At 34.6% G+C, this 24,329-nt stretch carries 21 protein-coding genes; 12 read left to right on the top strand and 9 right to left on the bottom strand.

All coding sequences use genetic code 11. The annotated features are described in order from the left end of the window. Positions 1 to 120 precede the first annotated feature (120 nt). From AS161_RS00840 to AS161_RS00855, 4 genes are read left to right on the top strand one after another with little or no spacing between them, the layout of a single operon-like run. Positions 121 to 696, top strand: coding sequence for an ECF transporter S component (locus tag AS161_RS00840; RefSeq protein ID WP_164541440.1), 576 nt, complete (start codon positions 121 to 123; stop codon positions 694 to 696). 7 nt (positions 697 to 703) lie between these two features. Then, on the top strand, positions 704 to 1,483 hold the full coding sequence (locus tag AS161_RS00845) for an energy-coupling factor transporter transmembrane component T (protein ID WP_164541441.1): 780 nt from the start codon (positions 704 to 706) through the stop codon (positions 1,481 to 1,483). Continuing rightward, positions 1,468 to 2,334, top strand: a complete 867-nt coding sequence (locus AS161_RS00850; protein ID WP_164541442.1) for an ABC transporter ATP-binding protein — start codon at positions 1,468 to 1,470, stop codon at positions 2,332 to 2,334. The genes AS161_RS00845 and AS161_RS00850 overlap by 16 nt, the downstream gene beginning before the upstream one ends. Further along, positions 2,322 to 3,074 (top strand): ABC transporter ATP-binding protein, encoded by a 753-nt coding sequence (locus tag AS161_RS00855; RefSeq protein ID WP_164541443.1) that lies wholly within the window; start codon positions 2,322 to 2,324, stop codon positions 3,072 to 3,074. Before AS161_RS00850 ends, AS161_RS00855 begins: the two co-directional genes overlap by 13 nt. Positions 3,075 to 3,124: 50 nt before the next feature. Here AS161_RS00855 and AS161_RS00860 read toward each other — a convergent pair whose 3' ends face one another. Both AS161_RS00860 and AS161_RS00865 read right to left on the bottom strand, forming a co-directional pair. Continuing rightward, complete coding sequence (locus tag AS161_RS00860; protein ID WP_164541444.1) at positions 3,125 to 4,378, bottom strand: TrpB-like pyridoxal phosphate-dependent enzyme; 1,254 nt, start codon at positions 4,376 to 4,378, stop codon at positions 3,125 to 3,127. 351 nt (positions 4,379 to 4,729) lie between these two features. After that, positions 4,730 to 5,968 carry a glycerate kinase gene (locus AS161_RS00865; RefSeq protein ID WP_164541445.1) on the bottom strand — a complete coding sequence of 413 codons (1,239 nt, stop codon included), beginning with the start codon at positions 5,966 to 5,968 and terminating at the stop codon, positions 4,730 to 4,732. A gap of 123 nt (positions 5,969 to 6,091) precedes the next feature. Between AS161_RS00865 and tsaB the strand changes: the two genes are divergently transcribed. Beyond that, positions 6,092 to 6,778, top strand: a complete 687-nt coding sequence (tsaB, locus tag AS161_RS00870) for a tRNA (adenosine(37)-N6)-threonylcarbamoyltransferase complex dimerization subunit type 1 TsaB (protein ID WP_164541446.1) — start codon at positions 6,092 to 6,094, stop codon at positions 6,776 to 6,778. 17 nt (positions 6,779 to 6,795) lie between these two features. Continuing rightward, positions 6,796 to 9,267 (top strand): DNA mismatch repair protein MutS, encoded by a 2,472-nt coding sequence (gene mutS / locus AS161_RS00875; RefSeq protein ID WP_164541447.1) that lies wholly within the window; start codon positions 6,796 to 6,798, stop codon positions 9,265 to 9,267. Between the two features lie 75 nt (positions 9,268 to 9,342). On the opposite strand, the gene AS161_RS00880 is transcribed toward mutS, so the two are convergent. Then, positions 9,343 to 11,241, bottom strand: a complete 1,899-nt coding sequence (locus AS161_RS00880) for an anaerobic ribonucleoside-triphosphate reductase (RefSeq protein WP_164541493.1) — start codon at positions 11,239 to 11,241, stop codon at positions 9,343 to 9,345. After that, a complete protein-coding gene (locus AS161_RS00885; RefSeq protein WP_011994405.1) occupies positions 11,225 to 11,815 on the bottom strand; it encodes a 4Fe-4S cluster-binding domain-containing protein in 591 nt (196 codons plus the stop codon). The genes AS161_RS00880 and AS161_RS00885 overlap by 17 nt, the downstream gene beginning before the upstream one ends. Before the next feature lie 143 nt (positions 11,816 to 11,958). Here AS161_RS00885 and AS161_RS00890 point away from each other — a divergent pair, with 143 nt between their 5' ends. Together AS161_RS00890 and AS161_RS00895 are read left to right on the top strand one after the other, a co-directional pair. After that, positions 11,959 to 12,948, top strand: coding sequence for a histidine kinase (locus tag AS161_RS00890; RefSeq protein ID WP_164541448.1), 990 nt, complete (start codon positions 11,959 to 11,961; stop codon positions 12,946 to 12,948). A 15-nt stretch (positions 12,949 to 12,963) separates the two neighbouring features. Continuing rightward, the gene (locus AS161_RS00895; protein WP_164541449.1) at positions 12,964 to 13,728 is read left to right on the top strand and encodes a LytTR family DNA-binding domain-containing protein; all 765 of its coding nucleotides are present in this window, start codon (positions 12,964 to 12,966) and stop codon (positions 13,726 to 13,728) included. A 10-nt stretch (positions 13,729 to 13,738) separates the two neighbouring features. On the opposite strand, the gene AS161_RS00900 is transcribed toward AS161_RS00895, so the two are convergent. The 4 genes from AS161_RS00900 to hrcA are packed head-to-tail and all read right to left on the bottom strand — an operon-like array spanning position 13,739 to position 17,856. After that, the gene (locus tag AS161_RS00900; protein WP_164541450.1) at positions 13,739 to 15,028 is read right to left on the bottom strand and encodes a hypothetical protein; all 1,290 of its coding nucleotides are present in this window, start codon (positions 15,026 to 15,028) and stop codon (positions 13,739 to 13,741) included. Continuing rightward, positions 15,025 to 16,152, bottom strand: coding sequence for a molecular chaperone DnaJ (dnaJ, locus tag AS161_RS00905; protein WP_011994401.1), 1,128 nt, complete (start codon positions 16,150 to 16,152; stop codon positions 15,025 to 15,027). The genes AS161_RS00900 and dnaJ overlap by 4 nt, the downstream gene beginning before the upstream one ends. A gap of 52 nt (positions 16,153 to 16,204) precedes the next feature. After that, on the bottom strand, positions 16,205 to 16,798 hold the full coding sequence (locus AS161_RS00910; RefSeq protein WP_164541451.1) for a nucleotide exchange factor GrpE: 594 nt from the start codon (positions 16,796 to 16,798) through the stop codon (positions 16,205 to 16,207). A gap of 35 nt (positions 16,799 to 16,833) precedes the next feature. Next, positions 16,834 to 17,856 (bottom strand): heat-inducible transcriptional repressor HrcA, encoded by a 1,023-nt coding sequence (gene hrcA, locus AS161_RS00915; RefSeq protein WP_011994399.1) that lies wholly within the window; start codon positions 17,854 to 17,856, stop codon positions 16,834 to 16,836. A 399-nt stretch (positions 17,857 to 18,255) separates the two neighbouring features. Here hrcA and AS161_RS00920 point away from each other — a divergent pair, with 399 nt between their 5' ends. The 3 genes from AS161_RS00920 (at position 18,256) to AS161_RS00930 (ending at position 21,927) form a co-directional block, all read left to right on the top strand. After that, complete coding sequence (locus AS161_RS00920) at positions 18,256 to 19,371, top strand: carbohydrate binding domain-containing protein (protein ID WP_241241294.1); 1,116 nt, start codon at positions 18,256 to 18,258, stop codon at positions 19,369 to 19,371. Positions 19,372 to 19,491: 120 nt separating this feature from the next. Beyond that, complete coding sequence (locus AS161_RS00925; RefSeq protein WP_164541452.1) at positions 19,492 to 20,889, top strand: extracellular solute-binding protein; 1,398 nt, start codon at positions 19,492 to 19,494, stop codon at positions 20,887 to 20,889. Positions 20,890 to 21,039: 150 nt separating this feature from the next. Further along, positions 21,040 to 21,927: a DMT family transporter gene (locus AS161_RS00930; protein ID WP_164541453.1), complete on the top strand. Its 888-nt coding sequence runs from the start codon at positions 21,040 to 21,042 to the stop codon at positions 21,925 to 21,927. A gap of 55 nt (positions 21,928 to 21,982) precedes the next feature. On the opposite strand, the gene rpsB is transcribed toward AS161_RS00930, so the two are convergent. Further along, positions 21,983 to 22,762, bottom strand: coding sequence for a 30S ribosomal protein S2 (rpsB, locus tag AS161_RS00935; protein WP_011994395.1), 780 nt, complete (start codon positions 22,760 to 22,762; stop codon positions 21,983 to 21,985). Positions 22,763 to 23,003: 241 nt separating this feature from the next. On the opposite strand from rpsB, the gene AS161_RS00940 reads away from it, so the two are divergent. Beyond that, positions 23,004 to 24,329, top strand: coding sequence for a transporter substrate-binding domain-containing protein (locus AS161_RS00940; protein WP_164541454.1), 1,326 nt, complete (start codon positions 23,004 to 23,006; stop codon positions 24,327 to 24,329).

The raw sequence follows: 24,329 nt of genomic DNA on the forward strand, positions 1-24,329 counted from the left end.
TCCGATTCAAGGAGGGGCAACCTGAAACTATTTTACCAGAGGTGTTAAAAAATATGCATTCAATTTTCAAAGACCAATTTTAATTTTTACCGAACTTATTATACGAGGAGGGGAGAGACTATGGCTAAATCTTCAAAGTTAACAACGGCTATCATTGTACTAATTCCTGTAGCGGTTGGTATCAATTATGCTGGTAAGTTCTTTGCCGAAGCTTTAAAGTTACCTCTTTGGCTTGATTCAATTGGTACAATACTTGCAGCCATGCTTGCAGGTCCTGTCGTAGGTGGTTTTAGTGGCGCGATTAACAATATCATATATGGCTTGACTGCTGGACCAATTTCTTTTGTATACGCGCTCACAAGCATAGGTATAGGTTTTGCTGCTGGGTTACTTTACAAAGCCAAGATGTTTAAAAATGCTTTTAGAGCTTTACTGAGTGGTCTTATCATTGCCATTGTTGCAACCGCTATTTCTGTGCCTCTTAACGTTATCTTTTGGGAAGGTCAAACGGGTAATGTTTGGGGAGATGCACTCTTTGGATTCTTAAGGTCAAGAAATGTCGGTGTTTGGATTGCTTCGTTTTTTGATGAGTTGGTAGTGGATCTTGTTGACAAAGTACTTTCCGTTTTTGTGGCTTTTGGTATATTTAAAGCATTGCCAAAAACTTTAATTTATACTTTCAGAGGAGAGGAATAATAGTCAAGTGAAGGTTTTAAGTTTATACGTCGAAGGTGATTCTTTAGTTCATAAACTTGCGCCAGTAACAAAATTGGCTTACGCTGTTACTTCTGTTATTATTACATTATTATTCCCATCACTATTGGTGGGAAGTTTGTTTGTAGTATTATCGTTTATATTGTCTTTAAATGCTCGTATAATGAAACATATGTTAACGCTTTTAGCCGTAGTATTGGTGCTTTCAATTTCCATACTTGTCATACAAGTTTTATTTAATCCTTCAAATCAAACTGTGATTTTTGAGATTGGTAATATAAAATTTTACAAAGAAGGTCTTGTTCATGCTTTCGTTTTAATTTTGAGATTGTATAACATGATAATTTCTTTTGGTATACTAATACTTACGACAAAACCATCAGACCTTGTCGATAACCTTGTCCAAAGAGGGTTATCACCAAAATTTGGCTACGTTCTATCATCAGTGCTGCAGATAATTCCACAAATGCTTTCTACAACTTCAACAATTATAGATGCACAGCGTTCCAGGGGACTTGAAACGGAAGGAAGTTTTTTCAGAAAAATGAGAGCGTTCGTTGCTTTGTTAGGTCCTCTTGTTCTTTCTTCACTTGTCGAAGCACGTGAAAGGGCTATGGCGATTGAAGTTAGGGGATTTGGTATACAAGGAAAAAGAACAATGCTAAATGAAATCAGAGAGACAAATATAGATAAATTTATTCTAAACATTCTTAGGATTTTGCTTGTCTTTGCGATTGTTTGGAGGATTGTTTTATGGGTAATACATTAGAGAAAATTAAAGTTGAGCATTTAACTTACAGGTATCCTTTTACGGAAAGGAACGTATTGGAAGATATAACATTCACTATAAACCAAGGTGAGTGTGTTGGAATAATTGGCAGAAATGGTTCAGGGAAGTCCACATTGTGCTATGCACTAAGTGGACTCGTGCCAAGTTTTTTTAAAGGAAAATACAGTGGAACTGTTTACATAGATGGAATTGATATAAGGCATATACCTCCTGAAGAACGAGTTAAAAAAGTGGGAATAATATTCCAGAACCCTTTCTCTCAAATTAGTGGTGCGAAGATGAGCGTTTACGAAGAAGTTGCTTTTGGGCTCGAAAATATAGGGATTGAAAAAGAAGAAATGGTTAAAAGAATAGAGGAAGTATTGAAAAAATTTAATCTTTGGGATAAGAAAGATGAAAATCCTTTTGAACTTTCCGGTGGTCAACTTCAAAGACTTGCGATAGCGAGCATGCTAGCTCTTAAACCTGAAATTTTAATACTTGACGAACCAACGTCTCAACTCGATCCACAAGGTACAAATGAGGTCTACGAGACGATATCAAAACTCAGGGAAGATGGAATGACGATAGTTATAGTCGACCACAAATACGAGAAGCTTGTTGAGTATGTTGATAAGATAATATTCTTGCACGATGGAAAAATAGTTGCTTACGATAAACCAGAAAAGATTTTTTCTCTGCCAGAAATCGAAGAATACAAAATTGGAGAACCTTATCAAACGATGATATGTAAAAAGTACGGTTTAAAAAACAAGGAAGGTTTGCATCCTGTAAGATTCCTAGAAGCTGTTGAAGTACTGAGAGGAGCACAAATAGAATGGGAATTATAGAAGTTAAAAATCTGTGGTATGCATACAAACCGGAAAAATATGTACTTGAAGATATTACGCTTTCTTTTGATGTTAGACCAACAGCAATAGTTGGGGAAAATGGCGCAGGAAAGACAACGTTTGTAAAACTTTTAAAAGGGCTTTTGAAACCTGTTAAAGGAGATGTTTTTATCAAAGGTCAAAATACAAAAGAAGCAACGGTGGCTCAACTTGCGAAAGTTATAGGGTTAGTATTTCAAAATCCTTCAGATCAGATATTTAAGAGCAAAGTTATAGATGAAGTTATGTTCGGTCCACTTAATATATTCAAAGATAAACATTTATCTTATGAAAAATCACTGAAAGCTTTAGAATTAGTTGGTCTGGAAGATAAAAAAGAAATACATCCTTACGATTTGACTTTATCTGAGAGAAAATTGCTTTGTCTTGCTTCCGTATTGGCTATGGAGCCGGAGATAATAATCTTAGACGAGCCAACGATAGCCCAAGATAGATATTCGATAAGTCGTATAGCTGAGATAGTTAAAAATCTTGTTCAGAGCGGTAAGATTATTTTAACTATAACTCACGATATGGATTTTGTTTTGGAGAATTTTGAAAGGACCATAGTTTTTTGCAAAGGAAAGGTGATTTCTGACGGACCAACAAAGGAAGTTTTAAAAGATGAAAGTAAAATTATACAAACCCACCTTGAATTGCCTACTTTGTATAAGTTACATAAAGCTATCGACAAAAAATAAGCCAAGTGACTCTCACTTGGCTTATTTTTAAGATTTTTAATGTTTTTAAGTCATTGATTTATATAAGCGTTTAAATCAAAGTATCCATGTCCTGATAATGTGAATACGATACTCTCTTTATCACCTTTTTTAGCTTCTTTTATAACATACGCAATTGCGTGGGCAGATTCAGGGGCAGGAACTATTCCCTCGAGTTTTGCAAATAATTTTCCAGCTTCGAAGACTTCTTCTTGGGTTACGCTAGCCGCGTCGATAAGTCTTTCATGGTAAAGTTTTGAAACTATGGGTGAAGCGCCGTGGTATCTTAACCCACCGGCATGGATTGCTGGTGGTACGAAGTCTTTGCCTAATGTGTACATTTTCATTAAAGGTGTTAATCCTGCAGTGTCACCGAAATCGTATCTGTACTCACCTTTTGTAAGCGATGGACAACTTTCCGGTTCCACAGCCACAATCTTTATGTTTTTTCCTGATAGCACATCTGGTATGAAAGGAAGGGCACTACCACCGAAGTTTGAGCCACCACCGTGACAGGCAACAATTATATCAGGTTTTACTCCTATTATCTCAAGCTGTTTTTTCATCTCAAGTCCGATGATAGTTTGGTGCAAAAGCACATGGTTTAAAACACTTCCAAGAGAGTATTTTGCATCTTTTTCGTTTAAAACTGTATGAATTGCTTCAGATATGGCTATACCCAATGTTCCTGGATGATCTTCGCTAAATCGCCTCCCTATTTGGGTTAAGTTACTTGGACTTGGTTGAACATCTCCACCAAATAAATTCATAAGTATCTTTCGAAATGGTTTTTGTTGGTAACTAACCTTAACCATGAAAACACGCACATTCAGTCCGAATTTTTGCCCTGCATACGAGAGTGCGCTTCCCCACTGTCCTGCGCCTGTTTCCGTTACGAGTGTTTTAGTTCCGGCGATTTTATTGTAATAAGCTTGAGCAAGGGCTGTATTGACTTTGTGGCTACCAGTAGGGCTTACTCCTTCGTACTTATAGTATATTTTTGTTCTTGTTCCGAGATATTCTTCCAAGAATGTTGCTCTGACAAGTGGCGTTGGACGGTATACCGCATACTCTTTAAGCACGGGCTCAGGTATTGGAATAAATCTTTCTTTGCTAACTTCTTGCTCAAGTAATGGCTCTGGGAATATTGCTAAAAGTTTCTCTGGAGAAATAGGCTTATTTGTTTCTGGGTCAAGTGGTGGGTCAAGTTCAAATGGCAAATCCGCTAAAACGTTGTAATACACCTTTGGCATCTCTTCAAACTTTAGTTCTACTTTTTCTCTCATACTCTCTTCCTCCTCTTTGATATAATGGATATTTAGGGTAAATAAAAAACCGCCGGATATGAAATTTTTCATATCCGGCGGTTGTCCTTAGTTTTTTCTCAACTTGTGCTGTTTGATTTTTCGATTTCCTCAACTAATCAAAACAGCAACAAGAAGGTGGACAACCACCGGTTGTCCACCACCACCAGAACATAACTAATGCGGGATTATTTGAATTGTTTGAATTGCCACACAAACTCAAAGATACGTTCAAACTAACATTTTGAATATCTCTCATTAAGCTTGATTCTCCTTGTTGTATTTTTGCATATTATACAAAAATAATTTTTCAAAGTCAATACACATTTTTGGTTATTCAACTAGCATTACAATTAAATCATTTACGTTTGTTCCTGTAGGACCTGTTATCAGTAAGTCGTTAGCTATTTTAAGCGCGTTATATGAATCGTTGTTTTCCAAAAGTTTTTCAGGCGAATAACCGGCTTTTCTTATTTTTTCGCAAGTTTGACCATCTACAATACCTCCTGCGGCATCAGTTGGTCCATCGGTTCCATCAGTTCCGAAAGAACAAAGAGCTATTTTTTCTAAACCTTCGATCTCTATAGCAAACGACAACGCAAGTTCTTGATTTCGACCACCTTTACCATTGCCCTTTACATGTACTACCGCTTCGCCACCTAAAATAACAGCCGCTGGTTTTGGAATGGGCCTGTTATTTTCCAATATCTCTTTACCAATTGCTGCAAGAAATCTCCCAGCTTCTTTTGCTTCGCAGTTAAGTTGGGTTGTTAGAATTATTGTATTAAATCCCAATTCACGAGCTTTTTCCATAGCCTTATCACAGCTGACTTTCACACTACCGATGATATAGGTTTCAATGTTTGGTAATTCTTTTGGTGTTTCTTCTTTGAGAGCATTTAAAATATCGTTTGAAACTTTCAATTTATATTTTTCAATTATATCAATTGCTTGTTGTGATGTTGAACTGTCTGGATAAGCTGGACCAGATGCGATTGTATCTAACCTATCACCCAGTACATCTGATAATACAAGTGAGAGAACCTTTGCGGGATAAACATGTTGAGCAAAACGTCCACCCTTAACCTTTGAAAGATGTTTTCTTATAGTGTTTATCTCAATTATATTAGCCCCACTTTTAAGAAGCTGGTTAGTAAGATCTTGCATTTCACTCAATGAAATCCCATCTTTTGGCATTTCAAACAATGCAGATCCACCACCGGAAACAAGGAAAAGAACGGTATCATTTTCCGAAAGGTTTGAAGTTATCTCTAATGCTCTTTTCGTGGCTTTGATGGTATTTTCATCGGGTGTGGGATGTCCAGCTTCGTATATTTCAATCCCTTCGATAGGACCTTCGGAGTGTTTGTATTTTGTTATTACTATGCCTTTTTTAATTCTATCTCCCAAAACTTCTTTTGCGGCATTCGCCATGCGCCATGCAGCTTTTCCGATGGAAACTAATCTGACTTCACTTTGAACATTTAATTCTTTCAATTTGTTTTTAACGGCTTTATCTGGTAAGACTTCGTTAATTACTTCGTTAATTATCGCTTTTAATTTTTCTCTCATAAAACCACCTCTGAAATGTCTGTAACTAATATTATACTATGCTAATTCACAAAACTAACCAAAATAATTGTGATATAATAATTAAAAGAAAATATAAGATTTTAAGTCAAGGAGGTCATCTAATTGAAGATTTTTGCTATAGACACATCAACATCGAGGGTTGCAGCATGTTACGTAGATGATGAAAAGAAGATATTCATAGACCTTGAGACACGCGAGAAACATGGATTGCAGATAAATCAAATTGTTGAAAAAATGAAAGAAGTGAATTTTGGTGATATAGATGTTGTTGGTATTGGGATTGGACCAGGGAGTCTTACTGGACTTCGTGTTGGAATTTCCTTCGCTACAGGTCTTGGGATAGGGAAAAAGATTGTTCAGGTAAATTCTTTAAAGCTAATCGCCTCTAATTTGAAATTTTACGATGGTTATATCGTTGTAGTTAGAAAAGCAAGGGAAGGATATCTATATGGTGCTATTTACAAAGGGCAGAAAGATGGAAATTTAATAGAAATTGAGGCACCATTTATCGATAGTATAGATTCTATAAGAGAGAAAGCAAAGAAATACAACGATAAAGTTTTTATAGGTGATGGTGCTCAATTTTTCGATGAAAGGTTCGAAGATGACGATATTAACTTCCCTTCGTCAAGAAATTTATTTAAACTAGTTTCAGAGGAGATTAAATTGGGAAATTTTGTTGAATACGTAGAACCTATGTATTTACAAAAGAGTATCGCTGAATTGAATTTTGAGAAAAGACTCCGAGAAAAGCAAAATCTAGAGAATATGCAAAATGAAAACAAGTAATTTTGAGGTGAAAGTATATGGAAAAGAGTCTTTTCGATACTAAAAATTTGAAAATTACGCCTATGATGAAGCAATATTTGGATATTAAAGATAAATATAAAGATTCCATATTACTCTTCAGATTGGGTGATTTTTACGAAGCATTTTTTGATGATGCACTTACCGTTTCTAAGATTTTGAATATCGTCCTTACCAAGCGTCAGGATGCTCCGATGGCAGGTATTCCCTATCATGCGCTTGACAATTACCTAAAAAAACTTGTTGATGCGGGTTATAAAGTCGCGATATGTGAGCAGATGGAAGATCCTGCGCTAGCAAAAGGTATAGTAAAAAGGGAAGTAACGAGAGTTATTACACCAGGCACGATAATAGAAGATGAACTTTTGACTACTGAAAATAATTACATGATGTCACTTTACGAAACCAAAGATGGAAAGATTTCTTGTATACTCACGGACAGTTCTACCGGAGAGGTTATAATAAAACAAATGGAAAGCATTGATGAAATAAGTGATTTTTTGCAAACACATAGAGTATCTCAAATAATTTGCCCAGAGGGTTTTTACGATAAAGTAGTTAATATCGCAAGGATTCTTGGAATTTTTGTCGATAAATTGGATGATTGGTACTATGAAAATGATATTCAGACCATAAAAGAAACCTACGGGTTAGTTTCAATTGAGCACTTCGAACTTGGTGAAGCTTCAAAACCTTTGTGTGCGACGATAAAGTATATCAATTACACACTCAACAGACAAGCAAAACTAAAAGTGCCAAAAACTTTGGATGAATCAAAATATATGACACTTGATTCAACAACAGTCGAAAATCTTTCTCTCATACCAGGCGATAAAGGAAAAAATTTATACGATGTGCTCAATAAGACAAATACACCAATGGGAGGAAGACTTCTTAAGTGGGTAATACTCCACCCACTCAAAGATAGAAATGAAATAGAAAAGCGTTTATGGTATGTTGAAGCCTTTTACGAAGATCCACTTTTGACAAACGAAATTAGAGAATATTTGAATGGTGTTTACGATTTAGAAAGGATAATCAACAGACTTGAGTACGATAGTGCAAAACCAAAAGATTTGATAAGTTTAAAAACAACGTTGGAAGTTGTAGAACCCATTAAAGAGGCTTTATCAACGAACGAAAAGCTAATACAACTAGCTCAAATGTTGCCTGACTTATCACAAATAAAAGTAAAGATAGAAAATACACTTTTGGAGGAATTTGAAGGTGAACTAGGTGAGGGTAAGATAATTAAAGAAGGAGTTTCAAAAGAACTTGATGAATACAGAGAACTTCTGTATCACTCTAATGAAAAATTGAAAGAATTCGAGGAACGTGAGCGGGCGAAGACAGGTATTCAAAAGTTAAAGGTAAGTTTCAACAATGTTTTTGGATATTACATAGAAATTCCAAAAGGTCAAGTTAAATTCGCACCACAGGAATATACAAGGATACAGACATTAGTTAACGCAGAAAGGTATACAACCACAGAGTTAAAAGAGTTTGAGCAGAAAATCTTAGCGGCTAAAGAAAAGGTTGAGATATTAGAAAAGACTATATTTAAACAAATATGCGATGAATTGAAAGGATACACCCAAGACCTAAGAAAATTGGCAGAAATGCTTAGTTGGATTGATGTGTATTCGAACTTTGCGTACGTTTCAAGACTTTACTCTTATTCCAAACCGGAAATTTCAGACTCAGAATTCAAGGTTTTGAATGGCAGACATCCTGTTGTTGAGCACTTCGTTGATGAATTTGTTCCAAACGATATTTATATGTCCGATGAACTGAGGATGTACATTTTAACAGGTCCAAATATGAGTGGTAAGAGTACGTACATTCGCCAAGTCGGTTTAATTGCTTTGATGACTCAAATTGGTTGTTTTGTTCCGGCGCAATACGCAAAAGTACCTGTTTTCGATAGGATATTCACCAGAATGGGTGCAAGAGATGATATCTCAACAGGGAAAAGTACGTTTCTAACCGAAATGAACGAGGTAGCACTTATATTATCTAAAGCTACCCAAAAAAGCTTGGTTTTGCTTGATGAGGTTGGGAGAGGTACAAGCACGTTCGATGGCATAAGTATCGCGTGGGCTATGAGTGAGTATATTTACAACGAAATAAAATGCAAAACGATATTTGCCACACATTTCACTGAATTAACAGAGCTTTCCGAAGGGTACAGTGGTATAAAAAATTTAACTGTTGATGTTAAGGAGACACCGGATGGAGTTGTATTCTTGCATAAAGTTGTGGAAGGTGTGGCGGATAGAAGCTATGGAATAGAGGTTGCGGCGATTGCAGGGCTGCCAGAGAGTATAATAGAGAGGGCTAAGGAAATATTAAATATCATAGTTGAGAAGAGTGATTTGGAGAAAAAAGTTGGTGTGCTTAAGGAAGGTCAAATGAAAAAAATAAAAGCTACGAAAAAAAGTGTACCAGAAGGTCAAATGAAATTGTTTTAACGATGAGATAAAGTAAGCTAAAATAAAAAAACAGGATGACGTTAAGTGTCATCCTGTTTTTTGTTTCATATATTTTTAGTAAAATACCCTCTTTGGATACTCTTCTTTCTGCCTTACTTTGTTGAATGATTTTACAGGTACAAGGTAACCGACAATTCTAAGGTACTCGTCAGATTTTACTTTTCCGCACATTGGACATTTTTCACCATAGAAAGCGTGTCCTTCTTCACAGACACTAATCTTTTGATTGAATGCAAAATATACAACACCCATTTGTGCAACTAAATTAACCATATTCCACGATTCTTCCTCACTTCTGAATGGTGAATCTATATTTATATGCAGTATCGCACCACCTGAGACTTTTTTATCGAACATCCCAGAGTATTTTATTCTATTAAGCATGTCTGTGTTTGTGGTTAAAGGTAACCACTGATTTGAATAGAGAGCATAATTTGTGTTGTACAAAATTTTATCTTTCTCTGCCAAAGTTACAGCAGCTTTTTCTGCGGGTATCTGTTCGATATTGAATGTAAAATCGTACATTTCAAACGCTTCGTCGTTGAGTTTGCGAATCTCGTCAAGTATCTCGCTGATAAATTCTTCTCCTTCTTTTGTGTACTTTATACCATCTATATCCATTGTTGTTAAACCAAGAATTTCCATTGCCTCATATAGTCCATTTATTCCAACTGTTCCATATTGCCTGTTCAAATCCATTAACCCAAGGTTGTAAAGAGGCAATACTCCTTGTTGGATACGCTCTTGAATAATATTTCTTATACTCGCAAGTACTTTATGCGTCAATCCAACTTTTTCTCTAAGTTTTTCTTTGAATAACACCTTATCTTTTGTTTCAAGTGCTATCCTAGGGAGATTGATTGTAACAACTTTAAATGAACCGATGTTTAAATCAGAACCTCCTATAGAATTGGACATACCGGCCAATTTTTCTTTACCCAAGCTAAATTGTTTTGATTTCAACTCTTTTGTAGAACTTGTGAGTCTACAACACGATGCGACTGCGTCGATCGAATCTGAAATATACCAGTTTGTATCTTGCCATTTCATATTGACTTTATTAATAAACCTTGCACTATCTTCATCAACGAATTTGCCGTCTTTGTAAAGAAGTGATGCTGTCAAAACTGGGAATGTGAACATTTGTTTTTCTCTTTCACTGGCGATCCACATCCAATATTCCTTTTGAAGGTTGATAATATCTTCAACATAATCTGTAATTTGTGAGCCATCTGGATATGTCTCTCCTTCGAATATGGTCTTTATGTAATTTCTATCAAGATATGTGAAGTTTGTATATGGTGATTGTGTGCCTCTGATTGGTTGGTTGATAGAGTAAGTAAAAATTTGGAAGTGTTGATGTAAGTATTGCTTTTCTAATCCCTTGGGGATAATTCCTTCTTTTAAGTCTTTATTGTAATAGTAAGCAAGCCATACGAAGAAATCAGGTAGACCAACGGCGCCCGATTGCTGATTGGAGGCGAACATGACGAATTGAATCACATGTTGTATGTAAGAAGATAGGTGTTTTGCAGGTGTTGATTTGATGCTATCGATAAAGAACAGCCCTTTTTCAGCAATTGGGCGGAGTGAATAAGCATAACAATATGGTTCGAATGCCGCGTGGTGCGCGTCATGTAAATATATATCACCAAGTATTTCGTACCTCAAAAACTTTTTCGCATCATCTTCACCAAACAAACTTTTCATACGGTTGTATATGTAATACAACGAGTAAAGTTTAGACCAAGGTTTTACTATTTCGTTGAAGTAAGTATAAACGTTTGTGCTTCTAACGTTCGCGTTGGAATCTATCGAAGAATTCAGTATTCCATTATTGAAAAAATGTTCTGTAAAGCTGGCTATATCCAATTGCCAATATATACCTTCAAGCTCTAAAAATTTTTTTGGCACATTTTTCAATTCCTCAACGAAATCATCTGAAAAGTTCATGTAATTTAGAATTTCTAGAATATCTGACATTTGAGTTCACCCTCCTTGAGAAATAAATTTGATTTGAAGAAGCTGGGAATCCGTTTTGGTGAAGTTCTTTTATATATCTTCCCATAACAAATTCATCAAAGTAATCCAAAGGAATATCTATTTTTGTTAAATCTTCCGGCATCCTCCAAGTATACACAATTGTTAGAACTCTATCTTCAAATTTTTCTTTAACAAATTTCGCAATAAGGTAAGCACTTCTTCTATTTCTAACCGATAGTGGTTCCCCACCCAGAAAAGCAAGGGCAACTTGTGGGTATTTGTTTAAAAGCAATTCTATTTTTTGAACAACTGTTGCTAATAGATGGTCAAAATTTATTTGGAAAGACTCGTCGAAATCCCAAGTTTCAGGGTTATGGCAACCTGCGCATTTTGGAAAAGCATCACAACCTTGAAAGTAAATACTAACCGAAGGTAGATAAGGATGGTCACCGTATAGAACCTTCACAGTGTGAACAAGTGGATTATTCAGATCTTGTTGGCTTTGTGTAGTTTGGAAAGTAAATACTCCTGTGGTAAAATTCATATAGTCCCCCCTTTCAATACTTTCACAACTAATTAACCAATAAATAAACAATATATTGAATGTTCTGTAAAAAGTACACTATATATAGTATCATATTTATCACTGAAAGTCAAGTTGAAGTTGAAATGAAAGAGGTGTCAGATTTGAAGGTAGTATTATTTCTTCAATTGCTTGTACTTGTTATCTTTGTGTTTTCAATGTACCTTCTTCCGTCGAATTTATATTTTATTTCTATTCTTTCTATATTTGTAATTGTTAACACTATAGGGCTATCGTACTATGTTCTTAGAATACTTACAGAAAATATGAAAGAAAAAGGTATTAAATTAAGATGGTTGTACTTTACTATTATGGTAGTTATTTCATTAGTAACTTTTTCATACTTGCTTTCTAATATATTTAAAATATGGCTGAAAAATTATCCAGAGAGTGCTATTTTAGATTTTTTAAATACACTTCTAATAGTTTTAACTCTTTTACTTGTTTCATTTGGAATATCGTATTTAACTTTAAAAAGAGAACTGGAAAGACAAATTTCAGAAAACAAAAGACTTGAGGAACTCAAACTTAAATTTCAACTTGAGTCTCTTAAATCAAAGGTAAATCCACATTTTCTTTTTAATACAATCGCAACGGCATTATCTATGATTGAAATTGATGAAGATAAAGACAAGATAAAAAATTACCTCTTAGAAGTTGGAAATTTGCTTAGAAAAAGTGTTGACGCGCCGGAAACTTGGACTATTAATGAAGAAATCGAATTAACAAAAAGTTATCTTTCAATTAATAAAACAAGGTTGGGGGAAAAGCTCGATTTCGAAATATTTGTTGCGGATGAATGCTTGTATAAAAAAATTCCTGCGTTAATTCTTCAACCTGTAGTGGAAAACGCTGTCGTACACGGAATCTCAAAGTCGAAAAAAGGTGGTAAAATTTATATTTCATGCACAACCATTAATGGACAAATTGTTATAACAGTAAAAGACACAGGAATAGGAGCGGATAAAATAGTTAAAGGCACTGGAATAAATCTTGTGGAAGAAAGACTAAAACTGTTCTCGAAAAACTCAACTATGGAGATAGTTTCAAAACAAAACGAAGGAACAACTGTCAAAATGATTATAAAGGACTAAACGGAGTGATGTAATATGAAATGTGTAATTGTCGAAGATGAAAAATTACTTGCGATGGTGCTCGAAAAAATGCTGAAAGAAGAAGGGATAGAAGTTCTTGGATGGGCTGATAATGTAGATGAAGGAATTAGATTGATTGACGAACTTAAGCCAGACGTGCTTTTCTTGGATATAAACTTAGGTGATAAGGATGGGTTCTATCTGCTTAGCAAGATTAATCATAAACCATACGTAGTTTTCGTAACAGCCTATTCGGAATATGCAGTTAAAGCATTTGAAAGGAATGCTATTGATTATATTTTAAAACCAGTTAGTAGGGAGAGATTGAAAAACGCAATCGATAAGGTTAGTAAGGCAATAGAATCGAAAAAATTAAATGAGAACTATCAAGATTTCATAGAGGAAAAAATTAGAAGCATGCTTGAAAGATTGTCTTACGATTTATCGAACTTACAGAAAAAAATACCTATCGAAACTGAAAATGAGATAGTACTTGTAAATTGCGATGATATAATTTTATTTCAAGCAAGTGAAGGATTGACGGTAGTTAACTTAAAACAAGGCATTCTTAAAACAAAGACTCCTTTGAAAGAGTTTGAAGTGAAATTGTCGAAAGACAAATTTATACGTGTGCATAAGTCTTATATTATTTCGATAAACGCAGTTAAAAAAATTTTGAAAAACTATATTGGAGGTTTAGCGATAGAGCTCATAAATGGGAATATAATACCGGTTGGAAGAATGTATAAAGAAAATATAAAGAAAATTATAGATACTTAGTGATTCGAGTTTATAATCCTTTTTCCGGTACCGCTTTGATTAATCCAATTACTTTTCCTTTTTCCATTGTTGAACCTGAAGTAATTACGTAACCATCTTCAATAAGAATATCGAATAACATTCCATACTCAGAATCTATAGAGTACTCTACCAAAACAGGTTCTGTCATTTCAGATGAAAAGATAAATTGCCCATACCAAGGTTGCTTTGTACCATTATCTTTATAACCAGCAAAGTATACTATGTCTTGTTTTTCTGTTTTTTTAACTTTTATAGCATTTATTCTTGTTTTATTAGCAAATGTTTTAATATACTCAACTTTTCCAGATGGGTTCAACATAGCAATAAAAGATTTTTCATTTCCATTTTCGTAAGCGTATCCACCAACGTAAATTTTGGAGTTAGCAATAGAGGCACTTGTTGGCCATATTGTTCCTAAATTTGATAAGAACGTTTTCCATTTTAATGTGCCATTTGAATCGTAAGCCAGTACATAACCTTCGTATCTTGTTCCGTCTGTAAATGAATTTGAAGAACCAACAACTATTATGGTATCAGTTTCTGCATCATAATCTGCGCTATAAGCTCTATCCCACCTAATTCCACCGAAACTTTTGCTCCACAATAAGGTTCCTTTACTATCTATTTTAGCTATCCAGTAATCGTGCTCACCAAAGTTTTCTAAAATATCTCCACCTTTCATAAAATTGTCTCCAGCAAAGACATATCCATCTTTAACTTTAAGCAATTTGTAAGCTCTGTCCCAATCTGGTCCACCGTAAACTTTGTACGAAATTACATCTCCCGAGTTACTTATATTAAGAACCAAGGCATCGTATCTGCCGTTTACATTTAATGATTTTGAAGAGACGACTCCAAGGGCAATGTAACCGTTATTTGATTTAAGTATATCGTATCCCCATTCATCGCCTTCTTTTCCAAACTCTGTTTTCCACTTTACATTTCCATTTTCGTCAAAAGAGACAACTAATAGTTGATATTTTAAAGAAGGGTCTTTCATAACAGTACCAATGGCTATTATGTTTTTGCCATCTTTTATCACTTTATGGAATCTAACTTCATAAGAATCATTGTAAGATATAACTTTTGATTCGACCTTTTTATCTTTACTTTTTTCAGGAGTCGAGTTTGCAAAGAGTGGTACAAACTTTGCTAAATTGTAAATAGCAAACAAAATGCCAAAAATTAAAACAACAAAAAACAGTGAAAAGAAGATTTTTTTGAGCGTGTTTTTCTTTCTTTTTTTTATCGCTGAAACTTTTTTGGATTCAAACTTCAAATTCTAACCCCTCTTTCTTTTGCTATTTCTTTTAGCAATTCTTTTTCCTTATGAGATACCCTTTTTGGTATCTTTACTACAATATTAGCTACTAAATTCCCACGCTTACCACTTCTTAGATTTGGAAATCCTTTGCCTTTGACAATTATTTTTTCATTTGGTTGTGTTCCTGAAGGAATTTCAACTTCGACAAACTCACCACTCGGCAGGTTTACAGTTACACTTCCACCAAGAATTGCAGTTACGTAATCAACAGGGACATCTATTATTATATCATCGCCTTCACGTTTGTATTCGCTTGTTTTCCTAATATTAACATGGACATATAAATCTCCGTATTCTCCACCGTTAATTCCTGCGTTTCCTTTTCTTGGAACTCTTATAACAGAGCCGTTTTCAACACCGGCTGGAATATTTACAACTGTGGACACTCTCTTTCTAATCCTTCCAGCACCTCTACATTCATGGCATACTTCTCCCGGAACACTACCACGTCCACCGCAAACATCACAGGTGTATTGGTTTATAAATACACCAAAAGGTGTTCTCCTTTCTTCACGAACAACACCTGTCCCGTGACACTTTGAACATGTAACCCACTTACTACCAGGTTCAACTCCTTCACCATGACAGTGCGCACATTCTTCATATCTATCGTATTCAACAGTTACATCCTTTCCCGTGAATACGTCTGCTTCATTTAATGTTACTTCTATATTTATATCTTCGCCACGTTTTGGTACCCTTTTACCAGATACTCTTTGCGATGATTGTGTGCGCTGATTGCCAAAGAATATGTTGAAGATATCATCATTGAAGAAATCTTTAAATATGTCTTCAAAGCCAAAGCCTCCACCAGAAGATGTGGTGTATTCATAATTGTAAGGTATACCTTCCCCTACGTAACCAAATTTGTCGTACATCGCACGCTTTTGAGGGTCAGAAAGTACCTCGTATGCTTCCTGAATATCCTTAAATTTTTGCTCTGCAATTTTTTTCTTATCGCCAGTGTGTCTATCAGGATGCCACTCTTTAACAAGCTTTTTATACGCAGCTTTTATTTCATCATCACTAGCATTTTTTGAAACACCTAATATTTCATAGTAGTCTTTTTTGACTGGCATAAAAATCACCTCTCAAATTTTCTGAAATTCTAATTCTGGTATTCTACGATTTTTAACTTTTTCTTGGTTTAATTGCTACTTTCACTTTCGCTGGCTTTATAACCTGCCCGTTGTATGTGTAACCTTCTTCAATCGTCTCGATTATTGTATATTCTTCTACATCTTCGCGTTCTTCCCTTTCCACAGCTTCATGTAAGAAAGGATCAAATCTTCCAGAAGTATCTATTGGTTTTAGTCCTTCGTTTTCTAATGTTTTGAAAAACTTTTCGATAATTTTCTGAGTTCCTTTGTAAAATTCTTCCAAATCTTGAGTTTGGTTGTAATAATTAAGCGCCCTCTTGAAATCATCCACAATTGGTATAAGATTTCTGAAAATTCTAAGAGCGGTACTACGTGTATTTTCCTTTAATTGACGTTCAACGTCTAGTTTGTAATTTTCGAAAGATGCTTTTATAAATCTTGCAGCATTTTGAATCTCTTTGAGCTGAGCTTCAAGCTCGGCAACTTTTTCTTTTAGTTGCTTATTCTCATCTTCTATATTTTGTACGCTATTCTCTTCACTGGTATTTTCTTGAATTTCTTTAATTTCTTTAATTTCATTGTTTTCAGTATTTTGTTGTTTTTTTTCTTCTTTTTCGAATTCCATCTAAATCCCTCCTTTATATTCTTATTCTTGTCTGTTTACACATTTCTTGATACAACTGTGAAGTATTCTGTCAATCTGTTAAGCATGAATTCAAAGCTATCTATTATTTGATCGTACTTTCCATACTTGTCAAATATAACAGCGATACGTCCAATTGGTGTTGATTCTGCGTAAAAATCACCTAAAATTACTGAGAAATCATCTAAAAATCTTAAGCTATGTTCTTTACCTATGTATATATCGCTTTCCAATTCAAAAACGTCTTTGTAAAAATCTTCACTGGAAACATAGCCAAGTATATTTTGCAACTTCTTAAGGTTTATTCTGTCATTAGACAACAAATTATACAGTCCTTCTGAAATGTAATCTTCGTATCTCTCCATAGACAATCTCTCAGTTATTTCCAAAAACCCTTTCCCCATTTCTGAAAAATCGAATTCTTTGAAATTATTTATCTTGGATATTATTTCTTTAATTCTTGTTTTAAACTCATTCAAAGTAAGTCCAGAGATAACCTTGTTAAGTATTTCCTCAACGTGTGCTACATTTTCAATTTCGCCATGTTGAAGTGGTATTGAAGAGCTTAAACCAAGCGAGGTAACTATATTCACTATTGAAAAATTCTTACTAACAGGTGTAATTACAACTCTCTTTACTCTTAGGTTTAGAGGATTTGGTTTTTCTATAATTACCATGCCTTTAGTTGAAGAGCTTAGCAATTTTGCCGCGCCGGTGAGAACTTTTTCCATATCACCTATTGGAAAATTAGCCGCTGTGTCAACATGTGTGCTTTTCGACTTTATTTCATCACGTATTTTTTTCAATTCACTAACGTAAAAACGTAACCCTTTGTCGGTAGGAACTCTTCCAGCGGATGTGTGTGGTTGATAAATGTAACCAGCCCTCATAAGCCTATTCATATCATTTCGTATAGTTGCGCCAGAACGCCCTATAATAGCGCTCTCAAGCACACGTTTAGAACTTACCGGAGTTTTTGTGTTTATGTAATCCTGAACAATGCAGTAAAGTATCTTTTTTTGGCGTTCTGTAATATCCATAAAAGCACCTCCTCAGTGCTTGAATTTTACTTTTTTATTTGTTAGATTTTCGTTGCTTTGAAAATTATCACTTATGTTAGCAAACTTATTATCCATCTGCCAAAATTATACCACAAATGCTCTTTTTGTCAATCTTTTAGAGTAATAACTCTCGATTTTTACAGTTGCTCAAATGCTAGGGGTGTATAAAAAATAAAGATAAATCGAGAATTAAAAACTATAGTTCGCATTTTTTCATTTAATTGTTATTAAATGTTTAATTTTTCAAAGTTTTGTGTGTAACAGGTTACATTAGTATAATACTAAACGTTCGGTGGAAAAACTTTTCTGAATAATTCTAAAATCTTTAACTGTGATAAAAGTTAATTTAACTATTTAGGAATTTGGAGGTGTGAAAATATGAGAAGAGTTGCGGAGTTTTTGCTATTAACAAGTGCTCTTTTTTTGATTTCGTCTTTCGTGTTTGGTGGAAATGTTTCAAGTACAAGTGTTGTAAATAACGGAAGGTTTTTAGTTCCCATAACAAACGATCAACAAAAGAATCCATATGATTGGTGGCTTTGGGAAGCTGCAAAGTACGGTGTCAGCAGTGGAAAGGTTGAGAGCTATGGTGTTAAAGATGGTTATGTGCACATAAAACTTGCGGATGTTGGTTCTGATACATGGCACATACAATTCAATCAATGGGTTAATTTAACACCAAAACAGAGCTATTATATTTATTTCAGAGCCAAGGCGGATAAACCAAGAAAAGTTAATGTGAAAATACTCCAAACTCACGATCCATGGACAAATTATTTCTCGCAAACAATAGAACTAACACAAGAATGGAAGACTTATGAATTTTACTACACTCACCCTGACAGAGCGGATGAAACTGTAACGTTTGGCTTTGAACTTGGAAGACAGGAAGTAACAACTATTTATTTTTCAGATGTTGTAATTAAACCAATTGATAAGTCGGAAATTCCACCAGAGTACAGAACTGAAGAAGAACCTGTTGAGACTGTTGAATACGAGTTCGATGAAGAAGAACCGGATAATTTAGTCAACGATGGAGATTTTAGTTACAAAATAGTCAACGATCAAGGAAGCATGCCATCTGAATGGTGGATATGGCAAGCAGCCCAGTATGGTATTAGTTCAGCTAAGGTATCAGAATACGGTGTTAAAGATGGATATGGGTACATCGTTGTTGGAGATACTGGTACTGAAACATGGCACATACAATTTAACCAGTGGATAAAACTTAGAAAAGGTGGAAAATACATAATTTCTCTTAAGGCAAAGACGGATGTTCCGCGTTCTATAAACTTGAAACTGGTTCAAACTGGCGCACCGTATGGTACATATTTTGAAAAGCAACTTGACTTGACAAAAGAATGGCAGACATTTACATTCGAATATACCCATCCAGAAAATGGTGACCCAGTAGTGACTCTAAGTCTTGAGCTTGGAAAAGGTGAGCCGACAACGTTTTACTTTGATGATGTTTCAGTTTCGCCAGTTAAGTAAAATACTAAGCTTTGGCATAAAAGTATTTTTTATTTGCTTATATAAAAGACTTCTATTATGTTTTATAGCTGACATATCTAGATTTGGAACTTTCTCAGAAGAATACTGGAGGTTGAGAGGATGAAAAGGTACTCAAGAGTATTTTTAATGATGTTTCTGCTTTTATTTTCCATCAGCATCTTTGCGAAGGCAACGATAACAGTTTCTGTGTGGAGTTGGAATGTTGACAGGTACAAGAAGCTTATCGCGGAGTTTAATAAGTACTATCCGGATATAGAAGTTAAATTGGTTGTAAACGAGCCGGAAGTAAACAGTTTTCTTACAGCAAGAGCCTCTGCTAAGCAGGTTTTACCAGATGTTATAGCCGAATCTTGGGAACCATTATCATATCCTGTCTCACAAGGTTGGGTTTATCCATTAGATGAATTTTTTAAAGATGACCCATATATAAAGTATGTTCCAAATAGTGTGCGAAACGCATTTAAGTACAATGGTAAAACGTATGCTTTAGGCGAAAGATTGCATTTTGAATGTATTGTTTTGAATCTTGATTTGCTTAAAAAACTCAACTTACAAGTTCCAAAGTATGAAGAGTGGACAGTTGATCTTTTCAAAAATTATGCTAGAAGAGCCACAACGAGAGAATATTCAGGAATAAACCAACTTTGGGAATTTGATACTTTTATGGCTGCTGTACTTAGTGACCACACTACATTTTGGAGTTTTGATCCAGAGAAATGGGAATTTGATCTTGTAAAAGGTGGATGGATACCTGCTATAAAGCTTCAAAAAGAGCTTAAATCTATACCAGGTCTTGTTTCAGACTATATGATTAATCAAGAAGCAAGAAACAAAGGAGAGCTTGACGATTACCAAAAGAAGTTTGGTAAAGACGCGGATGCTTTCAGAGAGTCAAAAGTTCTTATGGGATTTGAAGCAACGTACGATTGGAGCTGGCTAAGAACAGTACCTTGGAATTTTGATTATTACCCACTTCCTTACGATCAAAAGATTGGTCAGAAGTTCCCTGTACATGTTAATTATACATTCGTTACCTCAACAACAAAATATCCGAAAGAAGCGTTCTTATTCGCAAGATTTCTCACATACGATCCAAGAGGAGTTGTAGCAAGATTAAAACTCTTTGAGTCTGAAGGTGAAGAAAAAGGAAGACTTATCGATTGGTTCATACCTGCCACAATGCACCCAGATGTTATAAATTATTTCGAAAAAATGAAGATACCAAATGGGATTAAGTATATGCTTAAGAATCTTGATAAGACCGTTAGAGTTGATATGTGGAAGGTAGTACCGGGATGGGTTGAAGTTATTTGGGATATTATATTCCCAGTCAACGAGAAAATCAGAGCAGGTGCAACTCAACCTGAAGCTGTTGCAGCAGAGACTCAAGAAAAAGCTAATAAGGTTATAAAAGAATCATGGACTATTTTCCAGAAAAAATTAGCGGAAGCCGAAAAGAAATTTCCACAAATAAGAAAACAAATTGAAGGAAAGTAATATAAAGTGAAAGAAAAATTTCAAAGAGACTCCCAATCTTTTAAGATTGGGAGTTCTCTTTTTTAATTAATGATAGTATAATATATTAAAAAATATATTCGCTATACGAACTTTTGTGTATTTATATGTATTTCTTCGGAGGTGTTTAGGTTGGACATCAGAGTTATCTTATCAGGTTTAGCTATGTCTTTTATATTTGGTCTTTCTTTCCTTTTTACAAAAAACGCTCTTGATTACGTTCCTGTTTATACCTTTCTTTCGTACCGTTTTTTCGTTGCGACTGTTGCCATGTTGGTATTAATCTCATCTCGAATTGTAAAACTCGAAAAAAAACCGTATTGGAAATTATGGAAAGTAGCTATATTCCAGCCTGTTCTTTACTTTATTTTTGAGACAAATGGCTTAAAATTTGCGGCTTCTTCCGAAGCAGGAATGCTAATAGCTATGATTCCAATTGTTATAGTTGTTCTTTCGCCTTTCTTATTGAAAGAAAAAATTAAATGGTTTCAAATTGTTTTTGCGTTTATGAGCTTTATCGGGGTTGTTTTAATAATAGGCTATGGTGAGAAAATGTCTGGCTCTTTATTTGGTAAATTATTAATTCTTGGTGCTGTTTTTTCAGCCGCGTTTTATAATATTTTTTCAAGGAAACTTTCAAAACAATTCAAGCCTGAAGAGATAACATTTTTTATGATGGTAACCGGATTTTTGTTTTTTACGTCTTTAAGTATTTTTACTAGACAATTTACATTGAATTTCGCAAAACCGGTTATAATAAGTGCTCTTTACCTTGGCATTTTGTCTTCAACGGTTGCTTTTTTCTTGGTAAATTTCATGGTTAGTAAGGTCTCGCCGACGATTTCTTCCCTTTTCTCAAATTTGACGACTATCGTTTCTGTATTAGCAGGGAGCATTATTAGAAACGAAGTGATTCGGCCTTTGCAGATATTGGGGATGGTAATGATTTTAGTTGCACTATTTGGAAATTCTTTTTTAAGCACTAAGATGAAGGTTCAAGAATCCAAACTTGTGAGATAGTTATTTGAGAAAAAACAGCCTTTCCATTTGGAAAGGCTGTTTTTACTATGAATTTTTATATTTCTTCTTCACCGATACCCTCGGGTATGTTTATTTCAATTTCTTCGATTTTCTCTTCAGGTTGAGCCGCTGCTTCTTCAGATGAATATGGTACTCCTTCTCTTCCTTCAAGATATGCGTCCGCAATCTTTGAAGCAATCAAAGCTATTGCTCTTATCGCGTCATCGTTTGAGGGGATAACGTAATCAATTGGATCTGGGTCGCAGTTTGTATCAACCATCGCGACAATTGGTATTCCAAGATAATTTGCTTCTTCTACTGCTATTTTTTCTTTCCTTGGGTCAACAACAAATATTACATCAGGAAGCCCTCTCATGTTTTTCAAACCACCAAGGTTCTTTCTAAGCTTTTCAAGTGTTTTTCTGAGTTTGCTTTGTTCTTTCTTTGGAAGTTTGTCAAGTTCACCGTTTGCTTCCATTTCTTCAAGTTCGATAAGGCGTTGGATTCTTGATTGAATTGTTTGGAAGTTTGTCAAAAGTCCACCGAGCCATCTGTTGTTAACGTAGAATCCGCCGCATCTTTCCGCTTCGTTTTTGACAACTTGCTGTGCTTGTTTCTTTGTTCCAACAAAAAGGATTGTTCCACCTTTGCTTGCGACATCTCTGACAAAATCGTAAGCTTCATCGATGAGTTTAACTGTCTTTTGAAGGTCGATGATGTAAATACCTTTTCTTGCACCGTAAATGTAAGGTTTCATCTTTGGGTTCCATCTTTGTGTCCTATGGCCAAAGTGTACACCTGCTTCCAAAAGTTGTTTCATAGTTACTACTGGCATACCTACACCTCCATGAATTTGGTTTTTTCCTCCGCCACCTTTCACCTACCGACTTTGCTTTTTAAGCAAAGCACCGGGGTAGGAAACGGTTAGCGTGAGAATTTTGCCAAGTGATGACTTGGCATTGACCTATGGAATTTTATCATATTAAATTCATAAGTCAAGAGGAATTGTGGTAAAATATATTCGTAAATTAGAAATTTAATGAACACTGTAAGCGTTAAAAATGAGAGGTGATAATATGAAAAATGTTGAAAATAACGCCTTAAAATCAGTAATATTAGCGACTCTGGTTTCGTTTATTTTTTGTATTCAAACCTTTGGTTTAAAAATAGGTTACTATGATAATTTTCCACTATGCTACGAAGAAAACGGAGAACCCAAGGGTTTGTTTATAGATATATTGAAAAAAACGTTTGATGTTAAGTCTGAAAAAATTGAGTTTGTTTTTGGAGAATTCAATGGTTTACTAGAAGAGTTAAGAATGGGAAAAATAGACATACTTACGGTTGTTACCGATACTCAAGAGCGTAGAAATATTTATAAATTCAACGAAGAACCGGTTTTAACAAACTGGGGGGTTCTTGTAACTAATGTTCCATTTAAAGATATTCAAGAACTGAATGGGAAGAAAGTAGCGGTTAACCGAGGAGATATATATTACAACGAATTTAAGAAGTTGATGAATAGTTTTGGAATAGAAATTTACTTTGATGAGTTTGATACTTACTATGATGTTCTTTCAAATGTCAACGATGGTAAGTATAACTTTGGAGTTGTTAGTAGGCTTTCATATTTAGTAAATAGTGAAAAAGTACCAAATGTTCGGCAAACAAGTTATGTTCTTTCACCTGTCTTGCTGAAATTTGCTTTTAAGAAGGACATAGATTATATTTTTGTCCAGGAAATAGATAGAACTATCAGGAACCTAAAATCCAATGGTGAGTTTGAAAAGCTTTTTAATAGCTACTTTTTAATGAAAGAAAATAAAAAATTTGAGGTACCTGGATATCTTTGGATTATAATTATAGTATTTCTTATAGCTTCGTTAGGAGTTGTGTATTTGTCACACAAAATCAGCATGAAAAAATTAAAGAGGGAATATGAAAGAAAAATTGAGGGATTTAGAGAGGGTATAGTAAAAAGTAGTAACGAAAATGTTGTATTAAATGATAAAATATACAGCAAAACCTTTGGAATAATTTTATCGGAAAAGTACTCAGAGTTGGCGAAAAGAGAGAATCGATTACTTTCAGTCCTAGTCGTTAAGGTAGAAAATCTTGAAGAGAAGAATAGAAATATATTTGAGAATGTTTTGAATAATGTTATAAGAGAAGGGGATTTTGCATTTAAATATAGTGAAAATGAGTATGTTATTATATTATTCTCATATGCTGCATTTGTTTTGGAAAGTTTTAGGAGGATTTTGAGGGAGAAACTTTTAAATTCTGGTTTTGATATTCAATTTTCGTTAGGTTTCAAGGTTTACAATTCAGAAGAGAATAGAAATATCGAGAAAGTTATATTAGACGCTTTATTTGAAGCAAGTAAAAATAGTGCTTTTTAA

The sequence above is a fragment of the Fervidobacterium sp. 2310opik-2 genome (assembly GCF_011057735.1).
Classification (GTDB): Bacteria; Thermotogota; Thermotogae; order Thermotogales; family Fervidobacteriaceae; genus Fervidobacterium; species Fervidobacterium nodosum.

Excerpts from the sequence above, each read along its gene's own strand:
- AS161_RS00840 (WP_164541440.1), top strand. The coding sequence starts at position 121 with ATGGCTAAATCTTCAAAGTTAACAACGGCTATCATTGTACTAATTCCT.
- AS161_RS00885 (WP_011994405.1), bottom strand. The coding sequence starts at position 11,815 with ATGAATTTTACCACAGGAGTATTTACTTTCCAAACTACACAAAGCCAA.
- AS161_RS00855 (WP_164541443.1), top strand. The coding sequence starts at position 2,322 with ATGGGAATTATAGAAGTTAAAAATCTGTGGTATGCATACAAACCGGAA.
- mutS (WP_164541447.1), top strand. The coding sequence starts at position 6,796 with ATGGAAAAGAGTCTTTTCGATACTAAAAATTTGAAAATTACGCCTATG.
- AS161_RS00910 (WP_164541451.1), bottom strand. The coding sequence starts at position 16,798 with ATGGAATTCGAAAAAGAAGAAAAAAAACAACAAAATACTGAAAACAAT.
- hrcA (WP_011994399.1), bottom strand. The coding sequence starts at position 17,856 with ATGGATATTACAGAACGCCAAAAAAAGATACTTTACTGCATTGTTCAG.
- AS161_RS00880 (WP_164541493.1), bottom strand. The coding sequence starts at position 11,241 with ATGAACTTTTCAGATGATTTCGTTGAGGAATTGAAAAATGTGCCAAAA.
- AS161_RS00920 (WP_241241294.1), top strand. The coding sequence starts at position 18,256 with ATGAGAAGAGTTGCGGAGTTTTTGCTATTAACAAGTGCTCTTTTTTTG.
- AS161_RS00925 (WP_164541452.1), top strand. The coding sequence starts at position 19,492 with ATGAAAAGGTACTCAAGAGTATTTTTAATGATGTTTCTGCTTTTATTT.
- rpsB (WP_011994395.1), bottom strand. The coding sequence starts at position 22,762 with ATGCCAGTAGTAACTATGAAACAACTTTTGGAAGCAGGTGTACACTTT.
- AS161_RS00895 (WP_164541449.1), top strand. The coding sequence starts at position 12,964 with ATGAAATGTGTAATTGTCGAAGATGAAAAATTACTTGCGATGGTGCTC.
- AS161_RS00860 (WP_164541444.1), bottom strand. The coding sequence starts at position 4,378 with ATGAGAGAAAAAGTAGAACTAAAGTTTGAAGAGATGCCAAAGGTGTAT.
- AS161_RS00940 (WP_164541454.1), top strand. The coding sequence starts at position 23,004 with ATGAAAAATGTTGAAAATAACGCCTTAAAATCAGTAATATTAGCGACT.
- dnaJ (WP_011994401.1), bottom strand. The coding sequence starts at position 16,152 with ATGCCAGTCAAAAAAGACTACTATGAAATATTAGGTGTTTCAAAAAAT.
- AS161_RS00865 (WP_164541445.1), bottom strand. The coding sequence starts at position 5,968 with ATGAGAGAAAAATTAAAAGCGATAATTAACGAAGTAATTAACGAAGTC.
- AS161_RS00850 (WP_164541442.1), top strand. The coding sequence starts at position 1,468 with ATGGGTAATACATTAGAGAAAATTAAAGTTGAGCATTTAACTTACAGG.